The organism is Pseudomonas sp. JC1203, assembly GCF_056175065.1.
The window spans coordinates 51,130-77,054 of the sequence record NZ_JBWCAM010000022.1; the positions used below are offsets into that span (position 1 = coordinate 51,130).

General features: G+C 62.5%; 31 protein-coding genes. 15 read left to right on the forward strand and 16 right to left on the reverse strand.

Going from position 1 to position 25,925, the window contains the following annotated elements:
* Positions 1-243: 243 nt before the first annotated feature.
* Positions 244-1,353 carry a bifunctional 3,4-dihydroxy-2-butanone-4-phosphate synthase/GTP cyclohydrolase II gene (gene ribBA, locus AC0SZ7_RS26545; RefSeq protein WP_475507162.1) on the reverse strand — a complete coding sequence of 370 codons (1,110 nt, stop codon included), beginning with the start codon at positions 1,351-1,353 and terminating at the stop codon, positions 244-246.
* An 83-nt stretch (positions 1,354-1,436) separates the two neighbouring features.
* Here ribBA and AC0SZ7_RS26550 point away from each other — a divergent pair, with 83 nt between their 5' ends.
* Positions 1,437-1,748: a DUF1330 domain-containing protein gene (locus AC0SZ7_RS26550; protein WP_416422336.1), complete on the forward strand. Its 312-nt coding sequence runs from the start codon at positions 1,437-1,439 to the stop codon at positions 1,746-1,748.
* Here the strand turns inward: AC0SZ7_RS26550 and AC0SZ7_RS26555 are convergent, their stop codons facing one another.
* From AC0SZ7_RS26555 to AC0SZ7_RS26595, 9 genes are all read right to left on the reverse strand, one after another.
* Entirely contained in the window at positions 1,749-2,312 is a 564-nt protein-coding gene (locus AC0SZ7_RS26555) for an NUDIX hydrolase (RefSeq protein ID WP_475507163.1), read from the reverse strand. It abuts the gene before it with no gap.
* A gap of 2 nt (positions 2,313-2,314) precedes the next feature.
* Positions 2,315-3,067, reverse strand: coding sequence for a GntR family transcriptional regulator (locus AC0SZ7_RS26560; RefSeq protein WP_416422338.1), 753 nt, complete (start codon positions 3,065-3,067; stop codon positions 2,315-2,317).
* A gap of 184 nt (positions 3,068-3,251) precedes the next feature.
* Positions 3,252-3,737: a flavin reductase family protein gene (locus AC0SZ7_RS26565; RefSeq protein WP_475507164.1), complete on the reverse strand. Its 486-nt coding sequence runs from the start codon at positions 3,735-3,737 to the stop codon at positions 3,252-3,254.
* A 13-nt stretch (positions 3,738-3,750) separates the two neighbouring features.
* Complete coding sequence (locus AC0SZ7_RS26570) at positions 3,751-5,232, reverse strand: aldehyde dehydrogenase (RefSeq protein WP_475507165.1); 1,482 nt, start codon at positions 5,230-5,232, stop codon at positions 3,751-3,753.
* On the reverse strand, positions 5,229-6,062 hold the full coding sequence (locus AC0SZ7_RS26575; RefSeq protein WP_475507166.1) for an alpha/beta fold hydrolase: 834 nt from the start codon (positions 6,060-6,062) through the stop codon (positions 5,229-5,231). Before AC0SZ7_RS26575 ends, AC0SZ7_RS26570 begins: the two co-directional genes overlap by 4 nt.
* Positions 6,063-6,080: 18 nt before the next feature.
* On the reverse strand, positions 6,081-6,671 hold the full coding sequence (locus AC0SZ7_RS26580) for an amino acid synthesis family protein (RefSeq protein WP_027981944.1): 591 nt from the start codon (positions 6,669-6,671) through the stop codon (positions 6,081-6,083).
* 319 nt (positions 6,672-6,990) lie between these two features.
* Positions 6,991-8,193 (reverse strand): SGNH/GDSL hydrolase family protein, encoded by a 1,203-nt coding sequence (locus AC0SZ7_RS26585; RefSeq protein WP_475507167.1) that lies wholly within the window; start codon positions 8,191-8,193, stop codon positions 6,991-6,993.
* On the reverse strand, positions 8,194-9,207 hold the full coding sequence (locus AC0SZ7_RS26590; protein WP_475507168.1) for an SGNH/GDSL hydrolase family protein: 1,014 nt from the start codon (positions 9,205-9,207) through the stop codon (positions 8,194-8,196).
* Positions 9,194-10,597, reverse strand: a complete 1,404-nt coding sequence (locus AC0SZ7_RS26595) for an MBOAT family O-acyltransferase (protein ID WP_475507169.1) — start codon at positions 10,595-10,597, stop codon at positions 9,194-9,196. The genes AC0SZ7_RS26590 and AC0SZ7_RS26595 overlap by 14 nt, the downstream gene beginning before the upstream one ends.
* Positions 10,598-10,833: 236 nt before the next feature.
* On the opposite strand from AC0SZ7_RS26595, the gene AC0SZ7_RS26600 reads away from it, so the two are divergent.
* A complete protein-coding gene (locus AC0SZ7_RS26600) occupies positions 10,834-11,025 on the forward strand; it encodes a hypothetical protein (RefSeq protein WP_475507170.1) in 192 nt (63 codons plus the stop codon).
* Between the two features lie 33 nt (positions 11,026-11,058).
* Here the strand turns inward: AC0SZ7_RS26600 and AC0SZ7_RS26605 are convergent, their stop codons facing one another.
* Positions 11,059-11,919 (reverse strand): DMT family transporter, encoded by an 861-nt coding sequence (locus AC0SZ7_RS26605; protein WP_475507171.1) that lies wholly within the window; start codon positions 11,917-11,919, stop codon positions 11,059-11,061.
* 94 nt (positions 11,920-12,013) lie between these two features.
* On the opposite strand from AC0SZ7_RS26605, the gene AC0SZ7_RS26610 reads away from it, so the two are divergent.
* On the forward strand, positions 12,014-12,574 hold the full coding sequence (locus tag AC0SZ7_RS26610) for a helix-turn-helix domain-containing protein (RefSeq protein WP_475507172.1): 561 nt from the start codon (positions 12,014-12,016) through the stop codon (positions 12,572-12,574).
* A 333-nt stretch (positions 12,575-12,907) separates the two neighbouring features.
* Positions 12,908-13,231, forward strand: a complete 324-nt coding sequence (locus AC0SZ7_RS26615) for a hypothetical protein (RefSeq protein ID WP_475507173.1) — start codon at positions 12,908-12,910, stop codon at positions 13,229-13,231.
* A 90-nt stretch (positions 13,232-13,321) separates the two neighbouring features.
* On the opposite strand, the gene AC0SZ7_RS26620 is transcribed toward AC0SZ7_RS26615, so the two are convergent.
* Positions 13,322-13,765 carry a hypothetical protein gene (locus AC0SZ7_RS26620; RefSeq protein WP_475507174.1) on the reverse strand — a complete coding sequence of 148 codons (444 nt, stop codon included), beginning with the start codon at positions 13,763-13,765 and terminating at the stop codon, positions 13,322-13,324.
* A 601-nt stretch (positions 13,766-14,366) separates the two neighbouring features.
* Here AC0SZ7_RS26620 and AC0SZ7_RS26625 point away from each other — a divergent pair.
* Positions 14,367-14,606, forward strand: coding sequence for a DUF6124 family protein (locus AC0SZ7_RS26625; RefSeq protein WP_475507175.1), 240 nt, complete (start codon positions 14,367-14,369; stop codon positions 14,604-14,606).
* 111 nt (positions 14,607-14,717) lie between these two features.
* Here AC0SZ7_RS26625 and AC0SZ7_RS26630 read toward each other — a convergent pair whose 3' ends face one another.
* Positions 14,718-14,879, reverse strand: coding sequence for a DUF2986 domain-containing protein (locus AC0SZ7_RS26630; RefSeq protein WP_475507176.1), 162 nt, complete (start codon positions 14,877-14,879; stop codon positions 14,718-14,720).
* Between the two features lie 249 nt (positions 14,880-15,128).
* On the opposite strand from AC0SZ7_RS26630, the gene AC0SZ7_RS26635 reads away from it, so the two are divergent.
* The 3 genes from AC0SZ7_RS26635 to AC0SZ7_RS26645 are packed head-to-tail and all read left to right on the forward strand — an operon-like array spanning position 15,129 to position 16,927.
* The gene (locus AC0SZ7_RS26635; RefSeq protein WP_475507226.1) at positions 15,129-15,614 is read left to right on the forward strand and encodes a DUF3455 domain-containing protein; all 486 of its coding nucleotides are present in this window, start codon (positions 15,129-15,131) and stop codon (positions 15,612-15,614) included.
* Positions 15,615-15,650: 36 nt separating this feature from the next.
* Complete coding sequence (locus tag AC0SZ7_RS26640; RefSeq protein ID WP_475507177.1) at positions 15,651-16,241, forward strand: sigma-70 family RNA polymerase sigma factor; 591 nt, start codon at positions 15,651-15,653, stop codon at positions 16,239-16,241.
* Entirely contained in the window at positions 16,238-16,927 is a 690-nt protein-coding gene (locus AC0SZ7_RS26645) for an anti-sigma factor (protein ID WP_475507178.1), read from the forward strand. Before AC0SZ7_RS26640 ends, AC0SZ7_RS26645 begins: the two co-directional genes overlap by 4 nt.
* Before the next feature lie 20 nt (positions 16,928-16,947).
* Here the strand turns inward: AC0SZ7_RS26645 and AC0SZ7_RS26650 are convergent, their stop codons facing one another.
* Together AC0SZ7_RS26650 and AC0SZ7_RS26655 are read right to left on the reverse strand one after the other, a co-directional pair.
* Positions 16,948-17,346: a nuclear transport factor 2 family protein gene (locus tag AC0SZ7_RS26650; protein ID WP_475507179.1), complete on the reverse strand. Its 399-nt coding sequence runs from the start codon at positions 17,344-17,346 to the stop codon at positions 16,948-16,950.
* Between the two features lie 102 nt (positions 17,347-17,448).
* Positions 17,449-18,381: a LysR family transcriptional regulator gene (locus tag AC0SZ7_RS26655; RefSeq protein WP_475507180.1), complete on the reverse strand. Its 933-nt coding sequence runs from the start codon at positions 18,379-18,381 to the stop codon at positions 17,449-17,451.
* Between the two features lie 112 nt (positions 18,382-18,493).
* Between AC0SZ7_RS26655 and AC0SZ7_RS26660 the strand changes: the two genes are divergently transcribed.
* On the forward strand, positions 18,494-19,246 hold the full coding sequence (locus AC0SZ7_RS26660; protein ID WP_475507181.1) for an SDR family NAD(P)-dependent oxidoreductase: 753 nt from the start codon (positions 18,494-18,496) through the stop codon (positions 19,244-19,246).
* A gap of 73 nt (positions 19,247-19,319) precedes the next feature.
* Positions 19,320-19,844, forward strand: coding sequence for a VOC family protein (locus AC0SZ7_RS26665; protein ID WP_475507182.1), 525 nt, complete (start codon positions 19,320-19,322; stop codon positions 19,842-19,844).
* A gap of 108 nt (positions 19,845-19,952) precedes the next feature.
* Here the strand turns inward: AC0SZ7_RS26665 and AC0SZ7_RS26670 are convergent, their stop codons facing one another.
* Positions 19,953-20,402: a hypothetical protein gene (locus tag AC0SZ7_RS26670; protein ID WP_475507183.1), complete on the reverse strand. Its 450-nt coding sequence runs from the start codon at positions 20,400-20,402 to the stop codon at positions 19,953-19,955.
* A gap of 462 nt (positions 20,403-20,864) precedes the next feature.
* On the opposite strand from AC0SZ7_RS26670, the gene AC0SZ7_RS26675 reads away from it, so the two are divergent.
* The 5 genes from AC0SZ7_RS26675 to AC0SZ7_RS26695 all read left to right on the forward strand — a co-directional run bounded on the left by AC0SZ7_RS26675 (position 20,865) and on the right by AC0SZ7_RS26695 (position 25,922).
* Positions 20,865-21,230, forward strand: a complete 366-nt coding sequence (locus AC0SZ7_RS26675; RefSeq protein ID WP_475507184.1) for a hypothetical protein — start codon at positions 20,865-20,867, stop codon at positions 21,228-21,230.
* Positions 21,231-21,661: 431 nt separating this feature from the next.
* The gene (locus AC0SZ7_RS26680) at positions 21,662-22,585 is read left to right on the forward strand and encodes an HNH endonuclease (protein WP_475507185.1); all 924 of its coding nucleotides are present in this window, start codon (positions 21,662-21,664) and stop codon (positions 22,583-22,585) included.
* A gap of 418 nt (positions 22,586-23,003) precedes the next feature.
* Positions 23,004-23,642: a thermonuclease family protein gene (locus AC0SZ7_RS26685; RefSeq protein WP_475507186.1), complete on the forward strand. Its 639-nt coding sequence runs from the start codon at positions 23,004-23,006 to the stop codon at positions 23,640-23,642.
* Between the two features lie 24 nt (positions 23,643-23,666).
* On the forward strand, positions 23,667-25,103 hold the full coding sequence (locus tag AC0SZ7_RS26690; protein ID WP_475507187.1) for a hypothetical protein: 1,437 nt from the start codon (positions 23,667-23,669) through the stop codon (positions 25,101-25,103).
* 15 nt (positions 25,104-25,118) lie between these two features.
* A complete protein-coding gene (locus AC0SZ7_RS26695) occupies positions 25,119-25,922 on the forward strand; it encodes a hypothetical protein (protein WP_475507188.1) in 804 nt (267 codons plus the stop codon).
* Positions 25,923-25,925: the final 3 nt, after the last annotated feature.

Below are 25,925 nucleotides of genomic sequence, written 5' to 3' on the forward strand. Positions count from 1 at the left end.
GGGGACCTGGTAATGGTCGACCGCGTCAGGGCTTGTTGTTTGTGCTGTCCCTGGCGGGCGCACCTGACACATTCTTTCGGTCTACTGGAATATCATATTATGGTATTCCAAGATTTGTACAAGAGTTTCGCCTTACCGGCTATCTGCGGATGGGGACTTCGCACGGCAGAAAATGTGGGAGCTGGCTTGCCAGCGAGTTTTTGGGGCGCCGAAAAGCTCGCTGGCAAGCCAGCTCCCACAGGGTCAGAGGGTAAAAGGAATACTCTCCACCACCTCCAAGTCATACCCCGTCAGCCCCGCATACTTCAGCGGCGGCCCCAGGTGGCGCAGCTTGCCCACGCCAATGTCCTGCAGAATCTGCGCCCCAGTGCCCACCTCGGAATAAATCCGCGACTGCGAGCGGCTGTACTGCCGCGGTGGCTGGGTGAGGTGCGGCACCCGTTCCAGCAGCGCCTGGGACGATTCGTGGTTGGCCAGCACCACCACCACGCCACGGCCTTCCTCGGCCACGCGTTGCAGGGCGGCCCACAGGGTCCAGTTGCTGGGGCCGCTGTACTCGGCGCCCACCAGGTCGCGCAGCGGGTCGATCACGTGCACGCGCACCAGGGTAGGGTCGTCGCGGCGGATGTCGCCCATCACCATGGCCATGTGCACGCCGCCTTCGATGCGGTCCTCATAGGTAATCAGGCGGAACGTGCCGTGCACCGTCGGCAGGTCGCGCTCGCCGTTGCGCACCACGGTGTGCTCGGTGCTCAGGCGGTAGTGGATCAGGTCGGCGATGGTGCCGATCCTGATGCCGTGCTTGCGCGCGAACACCTCCAGGTCCGGGCGGCGGGCCATGGTGCCGTCGTCGTTCATCACCTCCACGATGACGGCAGCCGGGGTGAAGCCCGCCAGGCGCGCCAGGTCGCAGCCAGCTTCGGTGTGCCCGGCGCGGGTCAGCACGCCGCCTTCGCGGGCGCGCAGGGGGAATATATGCCCCGGCTGCACGATGTCGTTGGCCGTGGCGCCGGCGGCCACCGCGGCCTGCACCGTACGTGCGCGATCGGCGGCGCTGATACCGGTCGTCACCCCGGTGGCGGCCTCGATGGACACGGTAAAGGCGGTGGCGAACACGCTGCCATTGGCTGGCACCATCTGCTCTAGGCCAAGGCGTTGGCAGTGTTCGTCGGTCAGCGTCAGGCAGATCAGGCCACGGGCTTCGCGGGCCATGAAACTGATGTCGGCGGCGGTGCAGCGGTCGGCTGCCAGCAGCAGGTCGCCCTCGTTTTCTCTATCCTCATCGTCGACCAGCAACACCATCTTGCCCTGACGGAAGTCCTCGATGATTTCTTCGGTGCTATTGAAGGCCATGTGTTGTCTCACTATGACTGGCAGGCTGTATCGTAATTCTGGTATACCATAATACAACTTGAGTCGAAACTGTCGAGGTAGTAATGAAGGCTTACTGGATCGCCCAGGTCGATGTCACCGACCCCGAGCAATATGTCGAATACACCCAGCGCGCGCCCACGGCCTTTGCCCTGTACGGGGCAAAGTTCCTGGCGCGTGGCGGGCGCAGCATTGCCATGGAAGGGCGCGAGACGCCGCAGCGCAGCGTGGTCATCGAGTTTCCCTCGTACCAGCACGCGATCGATTGCTACAACTCGCCGGAATACCAGCAGGCCAAGGCCCACCGCCAAGGGGTGGCCACGGCTGAAATCATCATAGTCGAGGGGTACCCGCTGGGGGACGACGACGCGGTGTAGTCAGCGGATGAAGTGGATCTTGCCGCTGTCGTCGTTGCCCATGTAGATGCCGTAGACCCCGGCCTGGCGTTCCTCGATATAGCGTTCGAGGATCTGCCGGATGGCCGGGTAGTAGATGGCGTCCCACGGTATTTCGTCCGGGGCGAAGAAACGGTAGTCGAGGGTTTCCGGGCCGAAGGCGCCGGTGATCTCCACGGCGATGGCGCGGAAGATGATGTACACCTCGCTGATGCGCGGCACGCTGAAGATGGAGTAGGGCGAGACGATGTCGGCGCGCACGCCGGTCTCTTCCCACACCTCGCGTACGGCTGCCTGCTCGGTGGTCTCGCCGGCCTCCATGAAGCCTGCGGGCAGGGTCCAGGTGCCGGGGCGCGGCGGGATGGCGCGCTGGCACAGCAGGTACTTGCCGTCCTGCTCGATGATGCAGCCGGCGATGATCTTGGGGTTGATGTAGTGGATATAGCCGCAGCCCGCGCACATCAGCCGCTCGTGGGTATCGCCAACAGGCACCTGGTGCACCAGGTGGGCGGCACCGCATTGCGGGCAGAAGCGCGGGCTGGGCATGATCAACTCCCTATGCGGGGTTCTTTCTGGACGATGGGGGTGGCGATGTCACGCAGCTTGCTGGTGTCGTTCTGCTTCAGGCGCAGGTAGTCCAGCGCCACCTTGGCAGCAGCGCGCACGTGGTCCACGGAGGCCTGGTGGGCGGCCAGCGGGTCGCCGCTCTTGATGGCGGCGACGATGCGCTCCATCTCTTCATTGGACGCGCCGCGGCGGTTTTCCTGGGACACGGATGTGGCACGCAGGTAGCTGATGCGCGCCTGCAACTGGCGCAGCTGGGTGGCGGCGATGTGGTTGCCCGAGCCTTCCAGCAGCACGTCGTAGAAACCTTGCACCGAGTCCAGCACCTGGGTCAGTTCGCCTTCGTTGAGCGCCTTGCGGTTTTCGTCCAGGGCTTTTTCCAGGGCACGGATGTCCTTGGCCTTGGCGTTCAGGGTGAACAGCTGCACGATCAGGCCTTCGAGCACGCAGCGCAGCTCGTAGATGTCGCGGGCGTCTTCCAGGGTGATGATGGCCACGCGCGGGCCCTTGGCGTCGGCGAATTCCACCAGGCCTTCGGACTCCAGGTGGCGCAGGGCTTCACGCACCGAGGTGCGGCTCACGCCCAGGCGTTCGCACAGGTCGCGCTCCACCAGGCGGTCGCCGGGCAGCAGCTGGAAATTCATGATGGCGCTGCGCAGTTTATCCAGCACGATTTCGCGCAGGGTGACCGGGTTGCGATTGACCTTGAAGCTGTCGTCGAGGGGCAGGCGTTTCATCGGGTCCGCTCTGATTAGTTGGGTGGGTACCTCAGGGCCGGAATGCGGGCCGGACAAGGGCCGAAAATCATGGGCGAGTTTAACATGCAAATACAGCGGTTGAACGGGGCTCATTGTGGGAGCTGGCTTGCCAGCGAGCTTTTCAGGGGGCCAAAAAACTCGCTGGCAAGCCAGCTCCCACAGGTCAGGTGATGGTGGGGAGGGCGCCCAGCTTGCCCTTGTGGTAAACCATCGGCGTCACCGGCTCGGTGGGCAATATCAGGTTCTTCACCTGGCCGACGATGATCGCATGGTCGCCACCATCATATTCACGCCACAGCTCGCACTCGATAATCGCCGTGGCCTTGGCCAGCAGCGGGTTGCCCAGCTCGCTCAGGTGCCACTCGATGCCAGCGGCCTTGTCCTTGCCCTTGCCGGCGAACGCGTAGGCCTCGGCCTTCTGGTCGGCCGACAGCAGGTGGATGGCGAAGCGCTTGCTGTCGCGCAGCACCGGGTAGGTGTCGGAGGCGTAGTTGGGGCAGAACAGCACCAGCGCAGGCTCTATGGACAGGGCGCTGAAAGCGCTGGCGGTGATGCCGACGATGCCGCCGTCCGGGCCCAGGGTGGTGACCACCGTGACCCCCGAGGGGAAGGACGCCATTACTTCTTTGTAGATGCCGGGTTCGATCATGGCAGCGGGTCTCTTAACGCATCACGAAGGGGTCAGGCATGGGCGCCTGGGAGAGGTTGATCCATACCGTTTTCAGTTCGGTATAGGCCAGCACCGAATCGATGCCGCTCTCGCGGCCATAGCCGCTGTTCTTGAAACCGCCGATGGGCGCCATGGCCGACACCGCGCGGTAGGTGTTGACCCAGATGATGCCCGAACGCACGTCGCGGGCCAAACGGTGCGCGCGGCCCAGGTCGCGGGTCCAGATGCCGGCGGCCAGGCCGAACTGCGAGTCGTTGGCGATGGCCAGCGCCTGCGCCTCGTCCTTGAAGCGGATGACCGAGGCCACCGGGCCGAAGACTTCTTCCTGCATGATCTTCATCGAGTTGCTGTCGCACTCGAACAACGTCGGCTCGTAATACCAGCCGTCGCTGCCGGTGTCGGCGCGCTTGCCGCCGGTGCGCAGGGTGGCGCCTTCGGCGATGGCCGCGGCCACCAGGCCTTCCACCACCGCCAGTTGTTGCGCGGTGGCCATGGGGCCCATCTCGCTGGTTTCATCCTGCGGGTTGCCGATGCGAATGCGCTGGGCGCGTGCCACCAGGCGGGCGACGAACTCGTCGTAGATCTCGTCCTGCACCAACAGGCGCGAGCCGGACACGCAGCTCTGCCCCGAGGCGGCATAGATGCCGGCCACGGCGCCGTTGATGGCGCTGTCCAGGTCGGCGTCGGCGAAGATGATGTTCGGCGACTTGCCGCCCAGCTCCAGCGACAGCTTGGCGAAGTTCTCGGCGCTGCTGCGCACCACGTGGCGGGCAGTGGCGGCGCCACCGGTGAAGGCGATTTTGCGCACCAGCGGGTGGCGGGTCAGTGCCGCGCCGGTGCTGGGGCCGTAGCCGGTGACCACGTTGACCACGCCCGGCGGGATGCCCGCTTCAAGCGCCAGGCGCGCCAGCTGCAGGATGGTCGCCGAGGCGTGTTCGGAGGGCTTCAGCACGATGGTGTTGCCGGCCGCCAGCGCCGGGGCCAGCTTGATGGCCGTGAGGTACAGCGGGCTGTTCCACGGAATGATGCCGGCCACCACGCCCATGGGCTCGTGCACGGTGTAGGCAAACAGGTCGGGCTTGTCCAGCGGCAGGGTGCCGCCTTCCAGCTTGTCGGCGAGGCCTGCGGTGTAGTGGAAGAACTCTGGCAGGTAACCCACCTGGCCACGGGTTTCGCGGATCAGCTTGCCGTTGTCGCGGCTTTCCAGCTGCGCCAGTTGTTCCTTGTTCTCGGCAATCAGGTCGCCCAGGCGGCGCAGCAGCTTGCCCCGCGCGGTGGCGGTCAGGCCGCGCCAGGCCGGGCTTTCAAAAGCTGTTTGCGCCGCTTGCACGGCGCGTTCCACATCGGCTTCGTCAGCGTCGGGCAACTGCGCCCAGGCCTGGGCGGTGGCCGGGTTGAGGCTGTCGAAGGTCTTGCCGGACAGGGCATCGACCCAGTGGCCGTCGATGCACATCTGAAAGCGTTCGAGCGTCATGCAACTATCCCCTTGGCTTGGTTCTGGGTAACGAGCGCGTGGGCGAGGAAGTCCAGCAGCACCTGGTTCACCAGGCGTGGCGACTCTACCGGCATCATATGCCGCTGTTCGTCCAGCACTGCAACTTGCGCGCCGGGAATGCGCTCGGCCAGCTCGCGGGCCATCAGCGGCGTGGACCCCGGGTCCAGCTCGCCGGTGGCGATCAGCGTTGGCACCTGGATGCTGGCCAGGTCGTCGGCGCGGTACATGTCCTGGGTGGCGAACAGTTCGTAGGTGGTGAGGTAACCCTGGGGGTCATTGCTGGCCAGGGTCTGGCGAATGGCGGCGATCTGCGCCGGGTTGGCCGCCTGGTATTCGCGGCTGAACCAGCGCGACAGGGCCGCCTCGGCGTTGGCGTCCGGGCCGTGCTCGGCGGCCTGGGCGGTGCGCGCGATCACGCCGGCACGTTGTTCGGCGCTGCGGTTGAACACGCTGTTGAGCACCACCAGCCCCGACAGCCGGGTAGGGTGGTGCAGGGCAAAGGCGCGGGCCACCAGGCCACCCATCGAGAAACCGATGACGATGGCCTGGGGTATTTGCAGGTGGTCGAGCAGTTCCAGCAATTGTTCGGCATAGCCGCCCAACGGCGTACCGCTGGCCGGGCGCGGGCTGGCGCCGTGGCCCAGCATGTCGTAGGCGATGACACTGTAATGCGGGGCCAGGCCGACAATCTGCCCGCCCCACATTTCTTTGTTCAGGCCCACGCCGTGAATCAGTATCACCGGGTGGCCTTGGCCGGTCGCCAGGTAACTGGTGCCGGCCGGGGTAGTTTCAGCGGTAGGCCGAATCATGGAACGCTCCTGCAAGCCTTAATTGTTTTTTTCAGCGGCCAGTTCTTCGAGGTCGATGTAGCGGTTGCCGATGCGTGGGTGCAGGCGGCCACCGTTGGCGGCGCCCAGCACCACCACGATCTCGTCGGCGCGCGGGGCGTCTTCGATCTTCATTTCCAGGGTGATGTAGTGCGAGCGCAGGCCTTCGTCATCCTTGTGCATCATCGGGATCTGGATGGAAGTGCCCGGGCCGCCGCGCTTGTTGGTGAAGCTCAGGTAGCTCTTGGCTTTTACGGCTTCGCGGTAGTGGTTGCCGAAACGTAGGGTGTGGATAACGGCCGAGGCGTGTTCAATCTCGCCATCGGCACCTACCACGGCCGCCTTGCCGTAGGCCTCGATCTTGTCGGCACCACCGATGGCGGCGGTCAGGCGCTCGACCATCAGCGCGCCCAGCTCGGAGCAGTTGGCCTTGATCACCGGCTTCAGGTCTTCGACGAAACCGTTGCCCACCCACGGGTTTTTGATCACCACGGCCAGGCCCACCATGGTCACGGGCTTGTCAGTGGCCTTGCCGCCTTCGATGAGGGTTTCCTCGGTGTAGCTGACGATCTTGCGGATTTCGAAACTCATGGCCTGCTCCATTTTAGGGATGGGATACGTGTTGTTGTATGATGGTATACCATAATATTCTGCGTGCAAGCCCCTTTGTGCAAGGTGATGGCAGGGCGGGGCGACAAAAGGTATTCGGTATGCCAGAAGATGACATTCCAAGAATGATAGCGCAGGAGGCGGGGGGACAAGAAGGAGCAGATGGGTGGAGCTAAAAGCGGATCACTACAATGGCGTGGCAGCGGCGTTTAGTGTGGGAGCTGGCTTGCCAGCGAGCGGGTGGGGGGGCCCCAAACGCCCGGGCCACCCCGCGCCCCCCAACAAGTTGTTGCTACCAGAGTCAGCGAATCACGCCCTTGAGGTAGTCATACAGCCCATCGGCTACCTTGATGTACCCCTCTTTTGTGAAGTGCACCAGGTCAGGCCGCGCCAGGCCTTGCGCCTGCCAGTTGTTGATCGAACAATCGCCACCCATGAACGCCTGCCAGCTCCAGTACAGCGTGCGGTTCTGGCTGGCCACGCGTTTCTGCGTGTCGATGACCCCGTGCAGGCTGCGCGGCAGGCGTGCCTGGCAGCCGCTGGCGCCCTTGTTCTTGATCGAGTCCGACGCGCCGACCATCAGCAAGACCGTACCCGGCAGCGCCTGGCGTAGCTGCTGGATGCGCTGGTTCTGCTGGCTCTCGTACAGGCCCAGGTCGAGGTCGTCGTCGAAGGCTTCGTTGGTGCCGTAGGCGATAATCAGCAGGTCAGGCTTCAGCGCCTTCAAGGTGTCCAGCCAGCCCGGCTGCCACTTGTCCACCACGCTGAACTGCGCGCCATTGATGCCCAGGGTCGAGAGCACCACGCCGCTGTTGTTCTGCCCCAGCACGTTCCAGCCGCCCACGGCCAGGTTCTGGCCGGTGGCGAAGGTCAGGTCCAGCGGCAGCGCCAGGTTGCCGATGGCCGGGCTGAAGCGCCACTGGCCATTGGTGGGCGGCAGCGGGCGCGCCGCCTGGGTGTAGTCGTCGCGTGCCTGCAACGTGTTGTTGCTGCCAGCCTGGTACAGGGTCGAGACCCGGTAGCGCAGGTCGCTGGGCGGCGTGGGCTCCAGGTGCACATGGGCGCCGGCGGTCTGCGGCACCGACAGGTAGCCGCCCAGCGGGAAGCGGTCGCTGTGCTGGTTGCGCGCCGAGGTCAGCGCCCACTGGCTCTTCGCCGCGGTGATGCGCACCTGGTCATAGCGCGTGCCCGGCACCGGCGTGGCAGCGATGAAGCCGATGCCGCCGTTGCCGTAGTCCTGCTGGAAGTGCGTGCGCAGCTCGCCAGTCAGCAGGTCGGCGGCGGTGTGCGAGTCGCCCAGCTGCACGATGGTGACCGCCTGGCGCTGGGCGTTCTTCAGCTTGTTCTGCAGCAGCCGCAGGTTGGGCTCGGCGTCTGCGGCCTGGTTAGCCCGCAGCGCTTTCGCGGGGCTGGGCGCGGTTTGCGTGGCGACGGCCGCGACCGGGCTGCAGCCGCTCAACAGCAGGGCGCTCAGCAGCGTCATGGGGCCAGGCAGTCGGTTCATTCAACGCTCCGTTAAATCATGGGTCTGGACATTGATCAGCGACATCACGCGCTCCGCGATCAGCTTCTGGCCAGTGGTGGTGAAATGGATGCCGTCATCGACACGGGTCTTGACCTTCTTGCCGTCGGCACTTTCCAGGTAGGGCGAGAACGCATCGTCGTGGTAACCCAGCACATCGTTGGCCGACAGGTACAACTGGCCGTAGCGGTCGGCTTCGCTTTTATACAGGTCGCGCAGGTACGCCATGGCGGTGGACAGCTTGTCCTTGCGCATGTTCGGTGGGCCTACCCAAATCACCTGCACGTGGTGGGCCTTGGCCAACTCGAAGATGCTTTCCACGCGTTGGCGGTAGGACGCTTCCCAATCCGCGCTATGAAAATGCAGGAACGGCTTGCCCTTGGCCACCGGCATGTCCCATGGGTCGTTGGGCCCCAGGAACACCACGATCAGGCGGATGGTGGCGTTGGCCTGCAGGGTTTGCTGCACCGTCAGCGGCCAGTTGAAGAAGCCAGGGTAGGCAAGGCCGGTGCTTTGCTTGCTGAGGTTGACGCTGTTGATTTTGTAGCGCTTGAGCAGGGTGTTGGCCATGTGCGGCGCCACGCCCTGCATCAGCGAATCGCCGACGAAGAACACCTCGTCGGTGCCGCTCAGGTTGGCGATGGTCAGCGGCGTGATCTTCACTGGTTCAGGCGCTTTCACTTCCGCTACCACCACGGGCACGGCCACGGGCTGCGGCTCGGCCACCACCAACGGGGCAGGGGGCGGGGTGTCGTCCACACGGGTGAAAAGCGCCGTGCGGGCGTCGTCCATTTCCTCGGTCAATTGCGCGCCCAGGCCCCAGGCGGCGTTCTCGCCCAGGCCCGGCACGCTGCAGGCGGCGTGGTATTTCTGCTGGCAGTAAAGGCGCACGGACGTCTGGTTCAGCCACAGCAGAATCACCGCCGCCACCAGCAGCCCCAGGATCACGTGGAGCGCCTTGAGAAACTGGCGGTTGACCACTTCAGAAGCTTGCATAGATGAACCCCGGCACGCCCGACGGTGAGGCAAAGATGACCATGGAAATGAACACGCCCAGGGGCACCGGGTACACCAGCCAGGGTATGTGCTGGCTGGCGGCGAACGCCTTGCGCAGGCCGCGCACCAGCCACGGGTAGCAGGCCACCAGCGCCAGGCAGGCAACGATGCCGCCCCACGGGCCCTGGCTGAGGCCGGCGAACGACAACCGGGTGAGGCCCGCCAGCATGTCCTGGGTGTCTTCCAGGGTGGCGCTGCGGAAGAAAATCCAGGCGAAGGCCACGTAGTGGAAGGTCAGCAGGCGCGCCAGCAGGTCGGCGCCCGGCCAGCTGCGCTCACCCGGGAACGCGCGGCTGTACAGCTTGTAGGCGATCAACCCAAGCCCGTGCAACGCACCCCAGATCAGGAAGTTCACGCTGGCGCCGTGCCACAGGCCGGAAATCACCATGGCCGCGAACAGGTTCAGGTTGCTGCGCCAGAAGCCACGGCGGTTGCCGCCCAGCGGGATGTAGACGAAGTCGCGGATAAACGTCGACAGGCTGATGTGCCAGCGGTCCCAGAACTCCTTGAGGTTGCGCGCCAGGTACGGGTAGTCAAAGTTGCGCGGCAGGCGGAAGCCCAGCAGCAGGGCAATGCCGGTGACCAGGTTGGTGTAGCCGCTGAAGTTGAAATAGATCTGCAGCGAGTAGCCGTAGATGCTCAGCAGAATCTGTTCCGGCGAAAAGCCCGTGGGCGTGTCGAACACCGGGTCCACCCAGTTGTTCGCCAGCCAGGTGCTGAACAGGAACAGCTTCACCACCGCCAGCGCCACCAGGCCCAGGGCCCTTTGCGGTTCCAGCACCTCGCGCGGGGCGCTGGGGCTAATCTGCGGCAGCAGGTGCTCGGCGCGGTTCACCGGGCCGGCAATCAGGCTGGGGAAAAACGCCAGGTACAGCGCCAGGTCCAGCGGCGGCGCCGGCTTCAGCGTGCCGCGGTTGATGCCCATCAGGTAGCTGACCGAATGGAAAATGTAGAACGACATGCCCACCGGCAGCAGCACGTCCAGCAGCGGCAGCGCCACGTCGATGCCCATGGCCTGCAGCCCTTGCTGCGCGCCGCTGACGAAGAAGTCCTGGTACTTGAAGAAATAGAAGCACCCCAGCACCAGCGCCAGGATTGCCCCGTAGGCCAGGCGCGTGCCGGGGTAGCGCGCGCTCAACTGCCCCAGCCAGTACACCGCCACGGTGTAGCACAGCAGTATGTTCAGGAACGTCAGGTTGAAGCTGGCCAGAATGGCGTAGCTGGCCGCAAGCAACAGCACGTTCTGTACGCGCAGGCTGAAGTTCAGGCACCAATACAGCAGGAAAAATACAATGAAGCAGAGACCGAATTCGATCGAAAAGTAGCTCATCAACGTAGTCCGTTACGCAGTCCGCGGCAGCAGGAGGGAGGCGCTTTCAGGCGCCCGGCCGCGAATCAGGGCGCGGATTATGTCAGAGCGCCATCCCCGCCAACAAGCCAGCCCCGGATGAACTTTGGTGCTGGCCTTTGGCGCTTTTGTCCGACATTCCGACATGCGGCAGCGCTGTCGAAAACCATTTTTCCGACCCTTTGCTAGGCTTTTCCTTTCAACCAAAGGAGGTGGTTATGGACCGCTCAAACAGTGATCGTTCACGTATGGCCGCTATGGATAGCGCAGTGGTCAGGGAAAATCTGTACCAGGAATGGGACAGTGGGGAAGTGATAGAACAGCCATGGGGCACCGCGCGTGGAGGGGCAGCAGGCTACCTGCGCCATGAAGCCGGGTACAGCATGGAAGAGGAAGAAGAGGAAGAGTAAGGCTTGAGCAAGGCGGCGGTGGCAGGTGGTTGGTCACCGCCGCTGCTTTGGCTGCAAAGTCATGCCGGCTGCTGCCGACAAAATCAGCAACCCCCCGGCGTATTGCCCCAGTGACAGGCTGTGGCCCAGCGCCAGCCGGTCCACCAGCACCGCCACCACCGGGTAGATGAACGACAGCGCGCCTACCAGGGCTGTCGGAATTTTCTGCAACGCCCCGTAGAGTAATGTCGACATCAACCCCGTGTGAATCAGGCCGATGGTCAGCAGGCAGGCCCAGGTTTGCAGCGGCGGTTGCGCACTGGTGGCCCCGGCAAAAGGCGTCAGCATCACGCAACCTACCGCCATCTGGATCAGCACGATCAGGTGTGGCGGCATGCCAGTCAGCCGCTTGGTAATCGCCGCTGTCAGCGCATAGAAGAACGCTGCGCCCAACGCCATGGCCACGCCGCCCAGGTAATCGCCTGGTTCGTTTGCCTGGCCGTTGACCACCAGCAACAGCCCCATGAACGCTGCCACCAGCCACGCCCAGGTCCTGGCGTTGACGCGCTCCTTGAACACCAGCACGCCAAGCGCCACCAGCATGAACGGCTGGGTGTGATACACCACCGTGGCCACCGCAATGGAGGCGCGCGAATAGGCGCCGAACAGCAGCACCCAGTTCAGCACCAAGGCCACGCCACCCGCCGCGGCCAACAGCAATTGCCGTGGCTTGATGCCTGCCTTGAACACGCCCAGCAGCACGCACGCCACCAGCATCGCCAACGCCCCGAACGCGCAGCGCCAGAACACCACCGTCGCCGCCGGCTGCCCGGCCATCAGCACAAACCAGCCTACCGTGCCGGAAATCAGCATGGCCCCGGTCATCTCCAGCGTGCCGCGTGTTCTGCCATCCATGGTGTTGTTTTCCTGTCATAACGAACGAATGGACGATATGCTGAACATCAATTGATTGTTCGTCAAGGCGAACAACTGGATGATTTGGTGAACAATGACCGACCCGAGCCTAAGCCCCATCGCATTGCTGTCCAGCGCCATCCGCCGCGAACGCGAGCGTGCGGGGCTGTCCGTGACCGAACTGGCCAAGCGTGCCAGCGTCGCCAAATCCACCCTGTCGCAGCTGGAGTCCGGCACCGGCAACCCCAGCCTGGAAACCCTGTGGGCGCTGGCGCTGGCGCTGGACGTGCCGGTCAGCCGGCTGATCTCGCAGCCCAGCCAGCACGTGCAGGTTATTCGCGCAAACGAGGGCGCTGCTGCCGAGTCCGAACAGGCCAACTACGCCGCCACGCTGCTGGCCGCCTGCCCGGCGGGGGCGCCGCGGGATATTTACCGGATCAAGGTGTTGCCGGGCGAAACCCGGGTCTCGCGGGCCCATGGGCCGGGCACCCTTGAACACGTCATCATCTGCAGCGGCACCGCGCGGGTTGGCCCGGTGGGGCGGGCGGTAGAAGTGACGGTGGGGGACTACGTGCGGTATTCGGCGGATGGGCCGCATGAGTTTGAAGCGGTGGGTGGGGAGGTGGTGGCGGTGATGGTGATAGAGCAGGCGTGAAGCAGGACATTTCTGAAGGGAATGAATGAAAGTTTTCCGCTGGAAATTGGCGCTCCTCGCTAATGTGTTTCAGGGCGATTCGTTGGCTGGAAATTGCTGGTCGTTCGTTGCACAGTTCCCCAAGGCCCTGCGCATTTAGGCGAAACCATGGGCCATGGAGGACTATGTGATCATGAATTTGCGCTTGATAAGGCTGATGTTTTCGGGGGGCATCGTTGGCTTGGCAGTAGCCGGCTGGGCTGGGGTGGATACTTCGCAGGGCATGGGCATGACCTTGGCCTGCATTGCGGGTGCCGTAGCGGCTTTTGCAGCCATCAAGCTAACGGCACGCTGATGTCCATTACGGTATCCACGCTGCTGGAACACTGGACGCTCGACTCCTGGAGCGTGGTAACCGGGCTCGGCTGCGTAATGCTGCGGTGGGGGCAGCAAGGTTGGCGCATCCACAAGGATGAATGCGTATTTGCATTTCTGAACGGCACGACGATCGCCCCTTTCGTTGTGCTGGCGATTTCCGCGTTTAGCCCAGGCATGCTGGCCCTTGCAATGACAACGAAAGGGGCCATGGCGATGGCGGGGTGCGTCGGTCTCTTTTTTGTATTGAGCGAGACCTTGGCGCCAAAGGGCCTGCGCCGAAGGTCTGCCGAACCGCTGTAGCAGCGGCCGCCAGGCCGCGTCCCGGACGGCGCGCATACACAGGCAAATGGCGGTGCCCGGCTGACGCAGCCTGCGGCAGCTGCTACGGAGCTACATGGCTTTCCAATGCACGTTCACTGCCTGATGCTTGCCGCTGCTCAGGTCAACCGGGGTGCGCATTTCATGCCCATCCAACTGCGACACCACTTGGTATTTCCCGGCCGGCAACTGCACCAGCAACATCGGCCCTGCATCATCCACGCTCAGCACCTCTTTACCCTGGGCGTTCTGAATGCTCACCTTGATGCCTGATTCATACTTGTTGTCTGCCCCGGCGGAAAACGTCAGCTGCAGGCTGTAGCCGTGCTCCTTCTGGATGGCGCACGACTCATCAATGCCGATACCGCCGGACAGGTAAGCGGTGCCGTTCTGGTTCATCGGCTGCAGGTGCACCCCGGCTGGGTCCACCGCCTCGGTGCAGGCCGCCTGCACCGGCCCGCAGGCCAGGCCCGCCAGCATGAAGCCGGACAGCGTGAGTAATCGCAACGTTTGCATGATCACCACTCCCGAGCCCGCGCAGGGCTCCGTCTAGACGATGCCACCTGTGAATCCAGTGCCGTGGGCGGTGGCAGCAGTTGGCACCGGTTGCTTAATTAAGACTGCGCGCGGGGGGCGGTTGTTCGACGGGGGGTGGCGGATAAACGGCAAATGGAAGTGGGGTGCTGATGCGTGAAGCGTCTGCCCACGACTTGTAGCCGCTGCCGCCAGGCTGCGCTGGCCCCTGAGCCGCCGAATATCCCCGTGGACATTTCCCACAGCTTCCACAGTTATGCCCTACACCAATCCCGGCCCAGTAGTGCGCTAGCATAGGCACCGTCCGACAGGCGTCCGCAATCCCCGGTGTTAGCCTTCCCCCTGCCGCTGAAAACCAGCGGTCGGGTGTGAGAACCCGTCGGAAAATCGGAATGCAAGCAGTCATCCAACTGGCTGTTCTGTCGCTGCATGCTCGCTCTATGGCAGCTGCGCGCGGGCGGGCCTTGGCCCGACCGGGTTTCCCGTATTTTCCTGGTTCTCACCCTGCGTGCGGCTGCCACCCAATTCTGTGAGAAGGCGTGGGTGGTGGCGCTTTACGTTGGCAGAAAATACGGAAATATCCATGAATGACGCTTTAACGAATCGAGCCCTCCCTGCATCCCTGTTCCGTGTGCGCGACGACGTCAGCGCCGAGGAGGTGCTACTGCATCTGTCAGAAGTGCTTCGGGTGGGGGAGGCGGCAGCTTACGAGCTGACTGAAAACCCCGGCTTCAACGCCGGAGGATTGGCCTTGGCCGTGGTGCATGCCATGGACGCGGCGCAGGTATTGGTAGGGCGATTGCTGGAGATGGAGGCGGCGTAACTACTTGTAGCCGCTGCCGCCAGGCTGCGCTGGCCCCTAGGTGCACTGAAAATCTTTAGCGTGGGTTGGGGCCAGACGCAGCCTGCGGCAGCTGCTACGGGGCAAGCTTCTTCAGCCCTCGGCCGCCACGGCCACAACCTGCTCAGCCTCCAACGCCAGCTTCGCCCGGTCAGCCTTGCTGATGTACTGCGGCTTGCTCTTGGGCGCCAGCTTGGCGTTGGCCTTCTTGGCGTTGGCTTTGAGGATTTGATTGATTTTCTTGCGGCGGTTCATGGTGTCTACTCGGTCGTTAAGCCTTGATAATATCAGACTGACCCAACTGCGCGCCCTGGCCGCTGCTGACCGGCAGTGTCATCAAGGCCACCGTCCTCGAGCAAAAATATTTCTCAACCCAACTGCATCCAACCCAGCCCTCTACGTGTAGTACCCGTAGCAGCCCACCGCTGCCGAACGGACCACCTACCCGGAGAGCACCACATGACCAGCACAACAATCGTGGGCATCATCGCCGCTGTCGGCCTCATGGCCGCCACCCCAGCAGTCCTCGCCCAAACAACCCTGCCTGACAACATCAAAGTCCCGGACGGCCACAAGGTCGCCATGCAAACCACAGGCGTAGGCGAAATCACCTACGAGTGCCGCGACAAAGCCAACGCCGCTGGCCAGACCGAATGGTTCTTCGTCGGCCCCAAGGCGGTGCTCAATGACCGCAGCGGCAAGCAGGTGGGCACCTATTTTGGCCCACCGGCCACCTGGCAAGCCCAGGACGGCTCCACCGTGACCGGCACCCAACTGGCCGTCGCGCCGTCGGCGCCAGGCGACCTGCCTTACCAACTGGTCAAGGCCAACCCCACCCAGGGCAAAGGCGCCATGAGCAACGTCAGCTACATCCAGCGGCTGGCCATCAAAGGCGGCGTCGCGCCGAAAACCGAATGCACCGCCGCCAACAAAGGCACGCGCGAAGTGGTGAAATACCAGGCGGACTACGTGTTCTGGGCCGCCAACTGAGCCAGCCCTGCGGCTGAAGTGGGCTACGCTGCTGCGATGCAACCCCAGCCTTGGCGCTGGGGCTCCACCCCTTGGCGATGGCTAAAAACCGTGACCCTACCCGAGCCCCTGTTCGACTACGAAGCCTGCCTGGCCGCCTGCAGCCGGGGCCAGCAGCAAGCGCTGCGTGACCTGTACCAACAGGAAAGCGCGCGCCTGCTGGGCGTTGCCCTGCGCATCGCGCGCAATAACGCATTGGCCGAAGACATCCTCCACGACGCCTTCATCAACATATGGACCCGTGCCGCCAGCTTCGACCCGGCCCGCGGCTCGGCACGTGGCTGGATCTACAGCGTCACGCGGCACCTGGCGCTCAACTCCATGCGCAACAGCGGGCGCGAGGTGCAGCTTGGCGAACACGACGAACCCGCGCCCGAGCGCATGGACACTTTCGAATACCGCGCCCGCACCGGCCGCATCTACACCTGCCTCGAGCAGCTGGAACCGGCCCGGCGCAGCTGCATCTTGCACGCCTACGTGGACGGCTACACCCACGCGCAAATAGCACACACACTCGGCGCCCCGCTGGGCACCGTCAAAGCCTGGATCAAACGCAGCCTGGCGGCATTGCGGGAGTGCATGGGATGAGCGAGCGCCCGGAAGACGACCAATTGGCCGGTGAATACGTGCTGGGCACCTTGCCAGCGGCGCAGCGCAATGAAGTGCAGCAGCGCCTGGCCCATGACGCCCAGTTGCGCGCCGCAGTGGATGCGTGGGAGCAGCGCTTGCTGGCCCTGACCGAACAAGCCGAACCGCACACCCCAACGCCCCAGCTATGGCGGCGCATCGAGCGCAGCCTGTTCAGCGCCGCCCCGCCCGCCAAGGCTTCGTGGTGGAATCTGCTACCGCTGTGGCGCGGGCTGGCCGGGGCGGGGCTGGTGACGACGCTGCTGCTTGGCGGCCTGTTGCTGACACGGGCAGCCCCGGTGCACACCATCAACTACCTGGTCGTGCTGGTGGCGCCGCAAAGCCAGGCCCCGGGTTGGGTGGTGCAGGCCAGCGATACCCGGGAAATCCAACTGATACCGTTGGCCGACACCCCAGTGCCAAGCGACAAGGCCCTGCAGTTCTGGACCAAGGCAGATGGCTGGCAGGGGCCGGTGTCGCTGGGGCTGGTGAAGCCTGGGCAGGTGCTGTCGGTGCCTGTGGATAAACTGCCGCCGCTGGAAGCGAATCAGTTGTTCGAGCTGACGCTGGAAGGCCGTGACGGGTCCCAGACGGGCCGGCCTACCGGGGCGGTGCAGTTTATTGGTCGGGCGGTAAAGGTGATTTGAAAGCCTGTTAGCCAAGCCTCTCACTGCAGCGGCGCAAACGCCTGCGCCGCTGCCATCGTATCCAACGACTCGCGCAGCAACTGGATCTTGCCATCGCGCGCCACCAGCCGCCCGGCATACAACTGGCGATACACCCGCCCAGTCGCTGGCACTAGCGCCTCCTCGCTGTACTCGGCAAACGCCTGGTCAGGCGTGTCGATCAAAAACCGCACGTTGTGGAACTTGAACCCGGGCACCTTGCCCAGCAATGAACCGATAAACCCGGCGATCGCCTGCGGCCCCTGCACATGGTGGGGAATGCCCAGCGACTGCAGGTACGGCAGCTCCAGCACGCCATCGTCGGCGAACAGCGCAGCGGCGGCCTGGGGCGACTGGATGGATTGAAGATACGACTGAAGCAGTTCGACGGCGTTTTTCATGGTGGCGTTCTCCCTTGAGGTGGGCACGTTGCAGTGTGCCTGTGCGCTCACAGTAGGGGAGTGGCCAGTCAGTTAAAATGGCAATTATAGAAAGCCATCATTTCATTTTTGTTCGTTGTTTTGCGGCCAACGCCACACCGGCTCCGCCAAATGCTGCGCAAAGAAATCCGACAGCGCCTTGATCTTCACCGGCCGCGTGCGCGCCGACGGCGTCACGAAATACAGCCCGCCACGCGCCATGCTCCACTCCGGCAGCAGCGCCACCAGGCGCCCATCCGCCAGGTACTCGCTGGCAATGAACTCCGGCAGCTCGGCAATCGCCAGGCCTTCCAGCAACGCCGGCAGCAAGGCATCCGAGTTCGTCACCCGCAACGGCCCGCTGGGCACCACGTCTTCTTCAGTGCCGCTTTCATGGGTAAAGCGCCACACCTGGCTGCGCGCGCGGTAGGCATAACTCAGGCAGGCCCGGCTCGCCAGCTCGCGCGGGTGCTGCGGCGTGCCGTGCGCCGCCAGGTAGGCCGGCGACGCCACCAAATACTGCGTCACCGCACAAATGCGCCGCGCCACCAGGGACGAGTCAGGCATCACCGCAATCCGCAACGCCGCATCAAAACCCTCGGCAATCAAGTCCACCGAAGCATCCGACAGGTGCAAGTCCACCGACAGCTCCGGGTACTGGCGCATCAACTGCGGCATCAACGGCGCCACCCAGCGCAGCCCGAACGACATCGGCACCGCTAGCCGCACCTGCCCACGCGGCTGCACCGACAACTCCTGGGCCTCGCTTTCCACCTCTTCAGCCTGGCGGTAAATGTCCCCCGCCTTGGCCGCCATGCTGGCGCCGAACTCGGTCAGCGACAGTTGCCGCGAAGTACGGTTGAACAGCCGCCCGCCCAAACGCTCCTCCAGCCGCGCCACCGCCCGCGACACCGTGGGCACCGACACACTCATGACCCGCGCCGCCGCCGCGAACGAACCTTCCTCCGCCACCTTGGCGAACATGGCCAGACCTTCGAAATCGGGAAGTTTGCTCATTTCAAATCTGCAATGATGAGTTTCAGATGATTCTATTTTGAAACGGAACCGCCGTCGATATGCTTCTCCCACACCGCAACACAACCTAACGATTCAACCCTGGAGAAACATCATGGCTCGCAAACTTGAAGGCAAAATCGCACTGGTCACCGGCGGCACCACTGGCATCGGCCTGGCCACCGCCAAACGCTTCGCCGCCGAAGGCGCCCACGTCTACATCACCGGCCGCCGCCAGGCCGAACTCGACGCCGCCGTAGCCGAAGTCGGCAACGCCACCGGCGTGCAAGTCGACTCCACCCGCCTGGACCAGCTCGACAGCCTCTACAGCCAGATCGGCGCCACCCACGGCCACCTCGACGTACTGTTCGCCAACGCCGGCGGCGGCTCCATGGTGCCGCTGGGCGAAATCACCGAACAGCACTACGACGACACCTTCGACCGCAACGTCAAAGGCGTGCTGTTCACCATCCAAAAGGCCCTGCCGCTGCTGGCGAAGAACGCGTCGGTGATCCTCACCGGCTCCACCGCCGGCAGCTCCGGCACCGCCGCCTTCAGCGTATACGCCGCCTCCAAGGCTGCCGTAAGGTCCTTCGCCCGTAACTGGATCCTGGACCTGAAAGACCGCCACGTGCGCATCAACACCATCAGCCCCGGCGCCACCCGCACCCCCGGCCTGGTAGACCTGGCAGGCCCCGACGCCGCGCAACAGCAAGGCCTGCTCGACTACCTGGCCTCGCTCATCCCCATGGGCCGCGTCGGCGAAGCCGAAGAAATCGCCAGCGCCGCGCTGTTCCTGGCCTCGGACGACGCCAGCTTCGTCAACGGGATTGAACTGTTCGTGGATGGCGGCCAAGCCCAGGTCTGACCCACGCGCCGGGCGGCCCACCCCCGGCCGCCCGCCCACTCAAAACCCGCCCGCTCAAAAGGAGGTGCTTCACATGCGTTTGCCAAAACTCGCCGCACTCACCCTCAGCCTGCTGCTGGGCACCGCCGCCCAAGCCGCCAGCCCGCCCACCCTGGCCGTTTCCACCATCGACCACGTCGGCATGAACGTGCCCGACATCGACGCCGCCACCCGTTTCTTCACCGACCTGATGGGCGCCAAGGTCATCTCCGACATGCAGCCGGGCAGCATTCCGGACCAGTGGAAAGCCCAGTTCCGCTGGCATGCTTCCAGCGACCTGCAGCGCTTCGTGATGCTGCAACTGCAGGGCGGCGCCAAGCTTGAACTGTTCCAATACCGCGGCACCGAAATCAACCGCCAGCAGCCCCATGGCGATGACGCGGGTGCCAGTCACATTGCGTTGAAGACCGGCGACATCGACGGCAGCCTGGCGCTGTTGAAGGGTAGGGGCGTGACCATTCTCAATGAGCCGATCACCAACCCGGATGGGATTCGCTGGTTCTACTTCCAGACGCCGTGGGGGGCGCAGGTTGAGTTGGTGGCGTTGCCTAAAGCGTGACACCGCCGTTCAACTCCCCCCACCCTGTAGCCGCTGCCGAAGGCTGCGCTGGCCCCCGCACCCGCTGAAAATATCGAGCGAGACCTAGACGCCAGCAGCGGCCACACATCACTGCACCGAACGGCTCACTGGCCGAAACTGCCCCGCCGCCCACAACCGCTCAAACTCATGCTTCTCATTGGTCTTGTAGGTCAGGCACTTCACCATCCACGCATCCGTCCGCCAGTTATCGCAGCCCTCAGGGTCATGGTAATAACGGTCCCACGCGGCATCCTTAGCCGCTTGCTCGGTGAACCGCGCCTGCGCCTGGTCCCTGGCCCAACGCGCTGCCTGCGCGTCAGCAATGCTTCGCTGTTGCGCAGGCGCCACCTGGGGTGGCCGGTTTACAGCTATCTGCTGCTGCAATCGCAAGCGCGCAGCCTGGGCTTGAGTGGCCTGTTGGGTGGCGAAGTTATCGATTACAGCCATGTAGACGAGGTAAGCACCAATGGCCAAGACAGCGATGGCTGCGGCGTTGATCAGGGCCGATTCGGAATCGCGGGTTCGGCGTCGTGCCATGGTGAGCTCCCTGGAGTGATGGCATATGGTAATCATCGACTGGGGAAGCGGTAAATGGCCCGATGGCGGGGCAGGCTGGCTGGTGGGCGTTTGGGGTGTTGGAAGGTGTAGGACAGATCCTACAAGATCTGCGATAATCGTCTTACGGCTTTGAAATGATTGCTAAAAGTTTCCATGTTTCGCTTTCATGATTGGCGCTTGCGCTGGTTTTTTTCTGGGGCTACTCTCCGGTCGCCGCTGCTTATCAGCGGTCGGGTTTAGTCGCTCGGAACGGAGCCAGGCGCGTAAAGCGCCCCCCTGAAGTGTTGCCGGCAGGTTTGCCAGCAGCGTTTTATGGTGATCGTACGTGGGGCGCTTCGGCGCGCCGGGTGCTGGCTACCGGTCGACTAACCCGCGTACGGTCGCCTCCCTTCGTTTAGTCGCGGAGGAGGCGGTCTCAATTGCACCAGCCAGAGGTACACCATGTTCAAGCCGGTCCCCGATCCACCCGGTCAAATCCAGCCACCATTACCCCCCGAAGCCTTCGCCGCCCAAGGCATATCCCCATACCCCGAACCACTCCCGCCCAGCCCAAACGTCACCGCCTACCACGCCTTCGGCCCCTGCGCCGGCGACATGCCCATCTTCGCCGTGCGCGAAGGCATGCCGTTGGAGGAAGTGTTGACACAAGCCAGCCTCTACCAGCGCAGCGTCAGTGCCGGCGCCAACGAACTGGTGGAAAACTGCCCAGAGGAATGGCGCGCGTTGGCACGTAATATCGAGCCTGTGAGCGAGATGGCGCGGGCGTTGGTGCAGGCTGCTGTGGCGGGCTTGCCCAAGGCGCGCTAGCTCTGGCGGCCACCACCCGTAGCCGCTGCCGTAGGCTGCGCTGGGCCTTGCCAACGCTAAAAATCCAAAGCGAGGCAAAGCCCCTGCGCAGCCACATGGCAGCCGCCGAAGTGCATCATCCCAGCAAATATCGTCGCCTCATTGCCCCAGACGGCTGAGGCTTGCCCCCGAAAAAATCCCCTGCAGCCCAGCGTCGATCAAACTCATTTTTCTCGTTGGTCTTGTACGTCAGGCACTTCACCATCTGCGCATCCGTACGCCAGTTATCACACCCCTCGGGGTCATGGTAATAGCGGTCCCAGCCAGCGTCGTGGCCTAGACCCGTTTGATCTGCCCAGCGTTTGCCACGTAATCGGCGCATCAACCTAGACAGGAAAAATCCTACAAGATAACGTCCTTGCTCCTACAGCAACGCATGCGTTCTCCCGCACATGGACGTCTCGAAACTCCCCCCAGCTCCACCCGTCTCTAACCCCCTCCATCTCCAGTTGCTGGCTTGGTTCGAACAGCACGCCGGACAGGTACTCACCTGGGACCAACTCCAGCAAGCCCCAAGCACCGTCGCCATTTCAGCCAAAGGCATCTACAAGCCCAAAGAACTCGCCTACGCCCTATCGATTAGCCAGCGGTTGGGCAGCCCCTACAGCGACCTAGACCCCGAGTACCAAAGCGACGGAAGCTGGCGCTACTACTACGCCCAGGAAGAGCGCAAGCGTGGCGATGCTGAAACCCTGTTCACCAACCAAGGCCTGAAACAGTGCATGCTTGATGGAGTGCCAGTAGCGGTGCTGGTCCAACTATCGAGAAAGCCTGCCGTCACGACCTACCGGGTACTAGGCCTCGCCAACGTAGTCGCCTGGGAGGGCGGAGTATTCACCCTCGAAAGCACCACCCTGTCAGAGGACGGCGTCACGGTGGCCCAAGAAGCCGACGAGTCCCCGAGCTACTCTCCCACCGGAGTCGAAGACAACCGCAAGCGCACACAGCGAGAGATCGCTACCCGCCAGGGGCAGGGGAAGTTTCGCAGTGGGTTGCTGACCGCCTATGGCGGGCTCTGCGCCATTACTGGCTGCCAGGTTGTGGAGGTGTTGGAGGCTGCGCACATCACGCCGTATCTTGGGCCGGAGACGAATCACATTAGTAATGGGCTTTTGCTACGCGGCGATCTGCACACGCTTTGGGACAAGGGGCTGATTTACCTTTGTGATGGTCTTACTTTGCAGGTTAAGCCGTGCCTCGCTGGGTCTGAGTATTTTGGGTTTGTGGGGAAGAGGATTCGGGATACGACGGGTGGGGCGCCAGGGCCGTCTTTGGCCGCTGTTCGGGCGCATCGAGCGTGGTGCCTTTTTTTGTGAGGCTTTGGTTGGGCCGGGGTAATCTGAAACAAGTCGGTATCTATCTGTTTTTTCTGGTTAATAACTTCTTGGTCAACTTGCTTGGAATACCAGATGGAACGCAGTGTGGCTTGGATTCCGATGGAAGGTGCTTTTTGAGCACTTTTCTGGGCGCGAGCTAACAGACTGGCACCGGAAAATCATCCAATACAGTGATCCTTACGCCCTTGGCGCCAATCGGACAGCTGGCGGAAGACATAGAGGCCTGCAGCACATCTACAAAAATACCGTCCGGTCATCCTGTCAATGAGCTTTTTCTGAAAATTCCCGTTAAGATTCCGCGCAAACGATAGCCTTTTGGCATTACCTATCTTTTGGGATCCTCGCGATCCTTTGCGCGGAGCTTCAGGGAAGAATGCGGTTCAGCCCATGGACAGTTGTGCTGCTAGTCACCGTGACCTTCAAGGCGTTGGCCGAGGATGTAGAGTGCCGCGTGGTGGCCATCAGTGACGGCGACACCTTCACCTGCCTAACGGAATCCAACCAACAGGTAAGGGTGAGGATGGCCAACATCGACACTCCCGAAAGTGGCCAGCCCTATGGTCGTCAGGCGAAGGATCAACTCGCCAAGTTGATCTTTGGTCGAGTCATCCAGCTCACCCTAAGTGGCGAAGACAAGTACGGCCGGCACATCGGCGAAGCCTCTGTCGATGGGGTTAGCGTCAATCGCGAAATGATTAGCCGTGGCGCCGGCTGGGTCTTTGATCGCTACAACCGCGATACCACCTTGCCTGCTCTGCAAGGAACTGCCCGAGCAGCACGCCTAGGCCTTTGGGCGCTTCCCGAGTCCGACATTATTCCCCCTTGGGAATGGAGGAGTACAGGGCGTTCTCTCAACTCTCTGGTAGCCGAGCGCAAAACTCGGGACGCCACGTCTGCCGACTATGTCTGTGGCGCCAAACGCTACTGCGGACAGATGAGCAACTGCCAAGAAGCCAATTTCTACCTGCAGCAATGCGGAGTTTCCAGCCTGGATCGGGATCGTGATGGCGTTCCCTGTGAAAGCCTCTGCCGTTGACGCAATGCTCTCAAGGAAGTATCGATGAAGCTATTTAAGATGCTGTTTGGTTGGTTGAGGGCTCCGCGCCGGCAGAGTGATCCCGAGCATCCAGACCTGCATGTCCTCGACAAGGATGAGCTACTCAAAGAGTTGGATATTGAAGCTCAAGCACAGCGTCTCGGTGCCGCTGGCGCACCTGCTCTCGACGAAATTCACCTCTCCGGCATTGAAGAGTCGATCTGCCAGAAACTGGAAGGTTTTCGCCTCAGCTACCAGAACTGGGCAACGACCCATGTTCAACGCATTCAAGAGCGCCTGGTGACCTATGACATCACCAAGACGGTAAATCGCACCGCCAATTTGGCCGATGAATTTGAGCGCGAGGCGAATCGCCGAGTTTCCGATCGTGAAATCGAGTTGCGCAATCTGCGGAGCTCGGCGCACCAACGTGAACAAGAGCTACTCGAATTTCGCGAGGAGAATCAGCTCACCCGCCATGCGCAGGTGATTTCCGGCACTCGTAAAGCTATCTGCATCCTGCTCGCGATATTCACCGTGGCAGTCGAAGGCATTCTAAACGCCGGTTTTTTTGCTGCCGGTTTAGATGGCGGATTGTTCCAGGGATTCTTTTTTGCCGGAGCCTTGGCGGCGACAAACGTCGGCATTGCCTTTGCGCTCGGTCGTTTCCTCGTGCCGAACATCAATCACATCAGCCCCATCCGCCGTCTTGCCGGGTACCTGGGCGTGATCGTGGCGGGGGTAATCATGGGAGGGCTCGGCCTGATAATCGCGCATTTCCGCGATGCGCTTGGGCAGGCTGGCGATGTGGGTATTAGTGTCATTGCCGCTGCCGCGCTCCAAGCTCTGCAAAGCAACCCGCTCGGATTCCATGACGTCTTCTCAATAATTCTGTGTGTCGTGAGCGTGGTATTCGCGCTTGCCGGACTCTGTGAAGGCTACAAGCTATCAGATCCCTACCCAGGGTATGCCAGCGTCCAGAGAGTCGCCGATGAAGCCAAAGCCTTCTACGACCATGAAATTGCTCAGATTCGGGACGAGTTGGAGCACCTGAAAGAAGAGTATGTCGACAAGCTGGAGCAGGGCCTTGAGCAAGCCAAAGTTGACGTTGTCGCCTTTCGTGCAGAAGTCGATAAGAAGCGCATCGCGCCCGAGCGCCTCCAACGAGCGCTGGACAAGGCCGAGCACATGATGAGTGCACTGGTAAAAATCTTCCGAACCGAAAACGAGATATCTCGAAAGGTCACGGGTGTCCCGGTTCCCGCTTACTTCCGCCAGCCCGTACCGGTACGGCAATTGACCTTGCCTGACTTCAACACAACTGCGGATGAGCGAGCTCTGCAGGAGCAGGAAGGACTGCTAGCTGACCTCCTGAACCAAATCGAAGACATACGTCGCCGAATTCAATCGTCCTACGACGTCAAATTCAGTCAACTTGAACCCATCCGCCAACAGATCTGACACAGGAACCCCAGAATGCGCAAGACGAGCATGGCGGAAAAAAAGCGCCGTCAGGAACTCCGTACGATTGCACTATTGGTGATTGCCCTCCTGTCGATGGCGGGCGCAATAGGCTGGTATTTCCTCCATAGGCCCACAGCCACAGATAAACTCACGTTGTGCCCCGCGTCCGGCCCGTTAGGCCACTTTGTTGTGCTGGTCGACAATACCGACCCTTACAACTTCATCCAGCGCCAAGCCTTCGCTCAAGGCTTGAAAGCCCTTGCAGACAAAGTCGTGCCTGAAGGTTATCTACTGTCGGTGTATGCCCTCGGTGAGGACTTTACTCAGACCGCCAAACCGCTATTTGAGAAGTGCAACCCGGGTACCGCTGAGGGAAAATCAGAACTTGATTCCAACCCCGCGCGCATTCAAGAGCGCTTCGAGCGTGAGTTTCGTGAGCCGGTGACTCAGCTGGAAAACGCCCTGATGCAGGAAAAGCCAGCCGACAAATCACCAATTTTTGAGATGCTTCAGCTGGTCGCGATCAATAGTTTTCAAGCGGAAAACATCAAAGGCCCTAAGATCCTCATTGTCTATTCAGACATGCTGGCCAATACCGCCGACTTCAGCATGTTCAAAGGGCAAGCTGACTTCGATGGCTTCGCTACCAGTGCTTATGGGCAGAAAACACAGACCCGTCTAGAAGGCGTTCAGGTCAAGCTGAATTACCTAATGAATTACCCCAAATTGCAGACACGGAAGCAGCTGACCTTCTGGGAACGCTATTTCGAGAAAGCGGGCGCCCGACTCATTGCTGTGACGCCAATGGAGGGCTGAGTT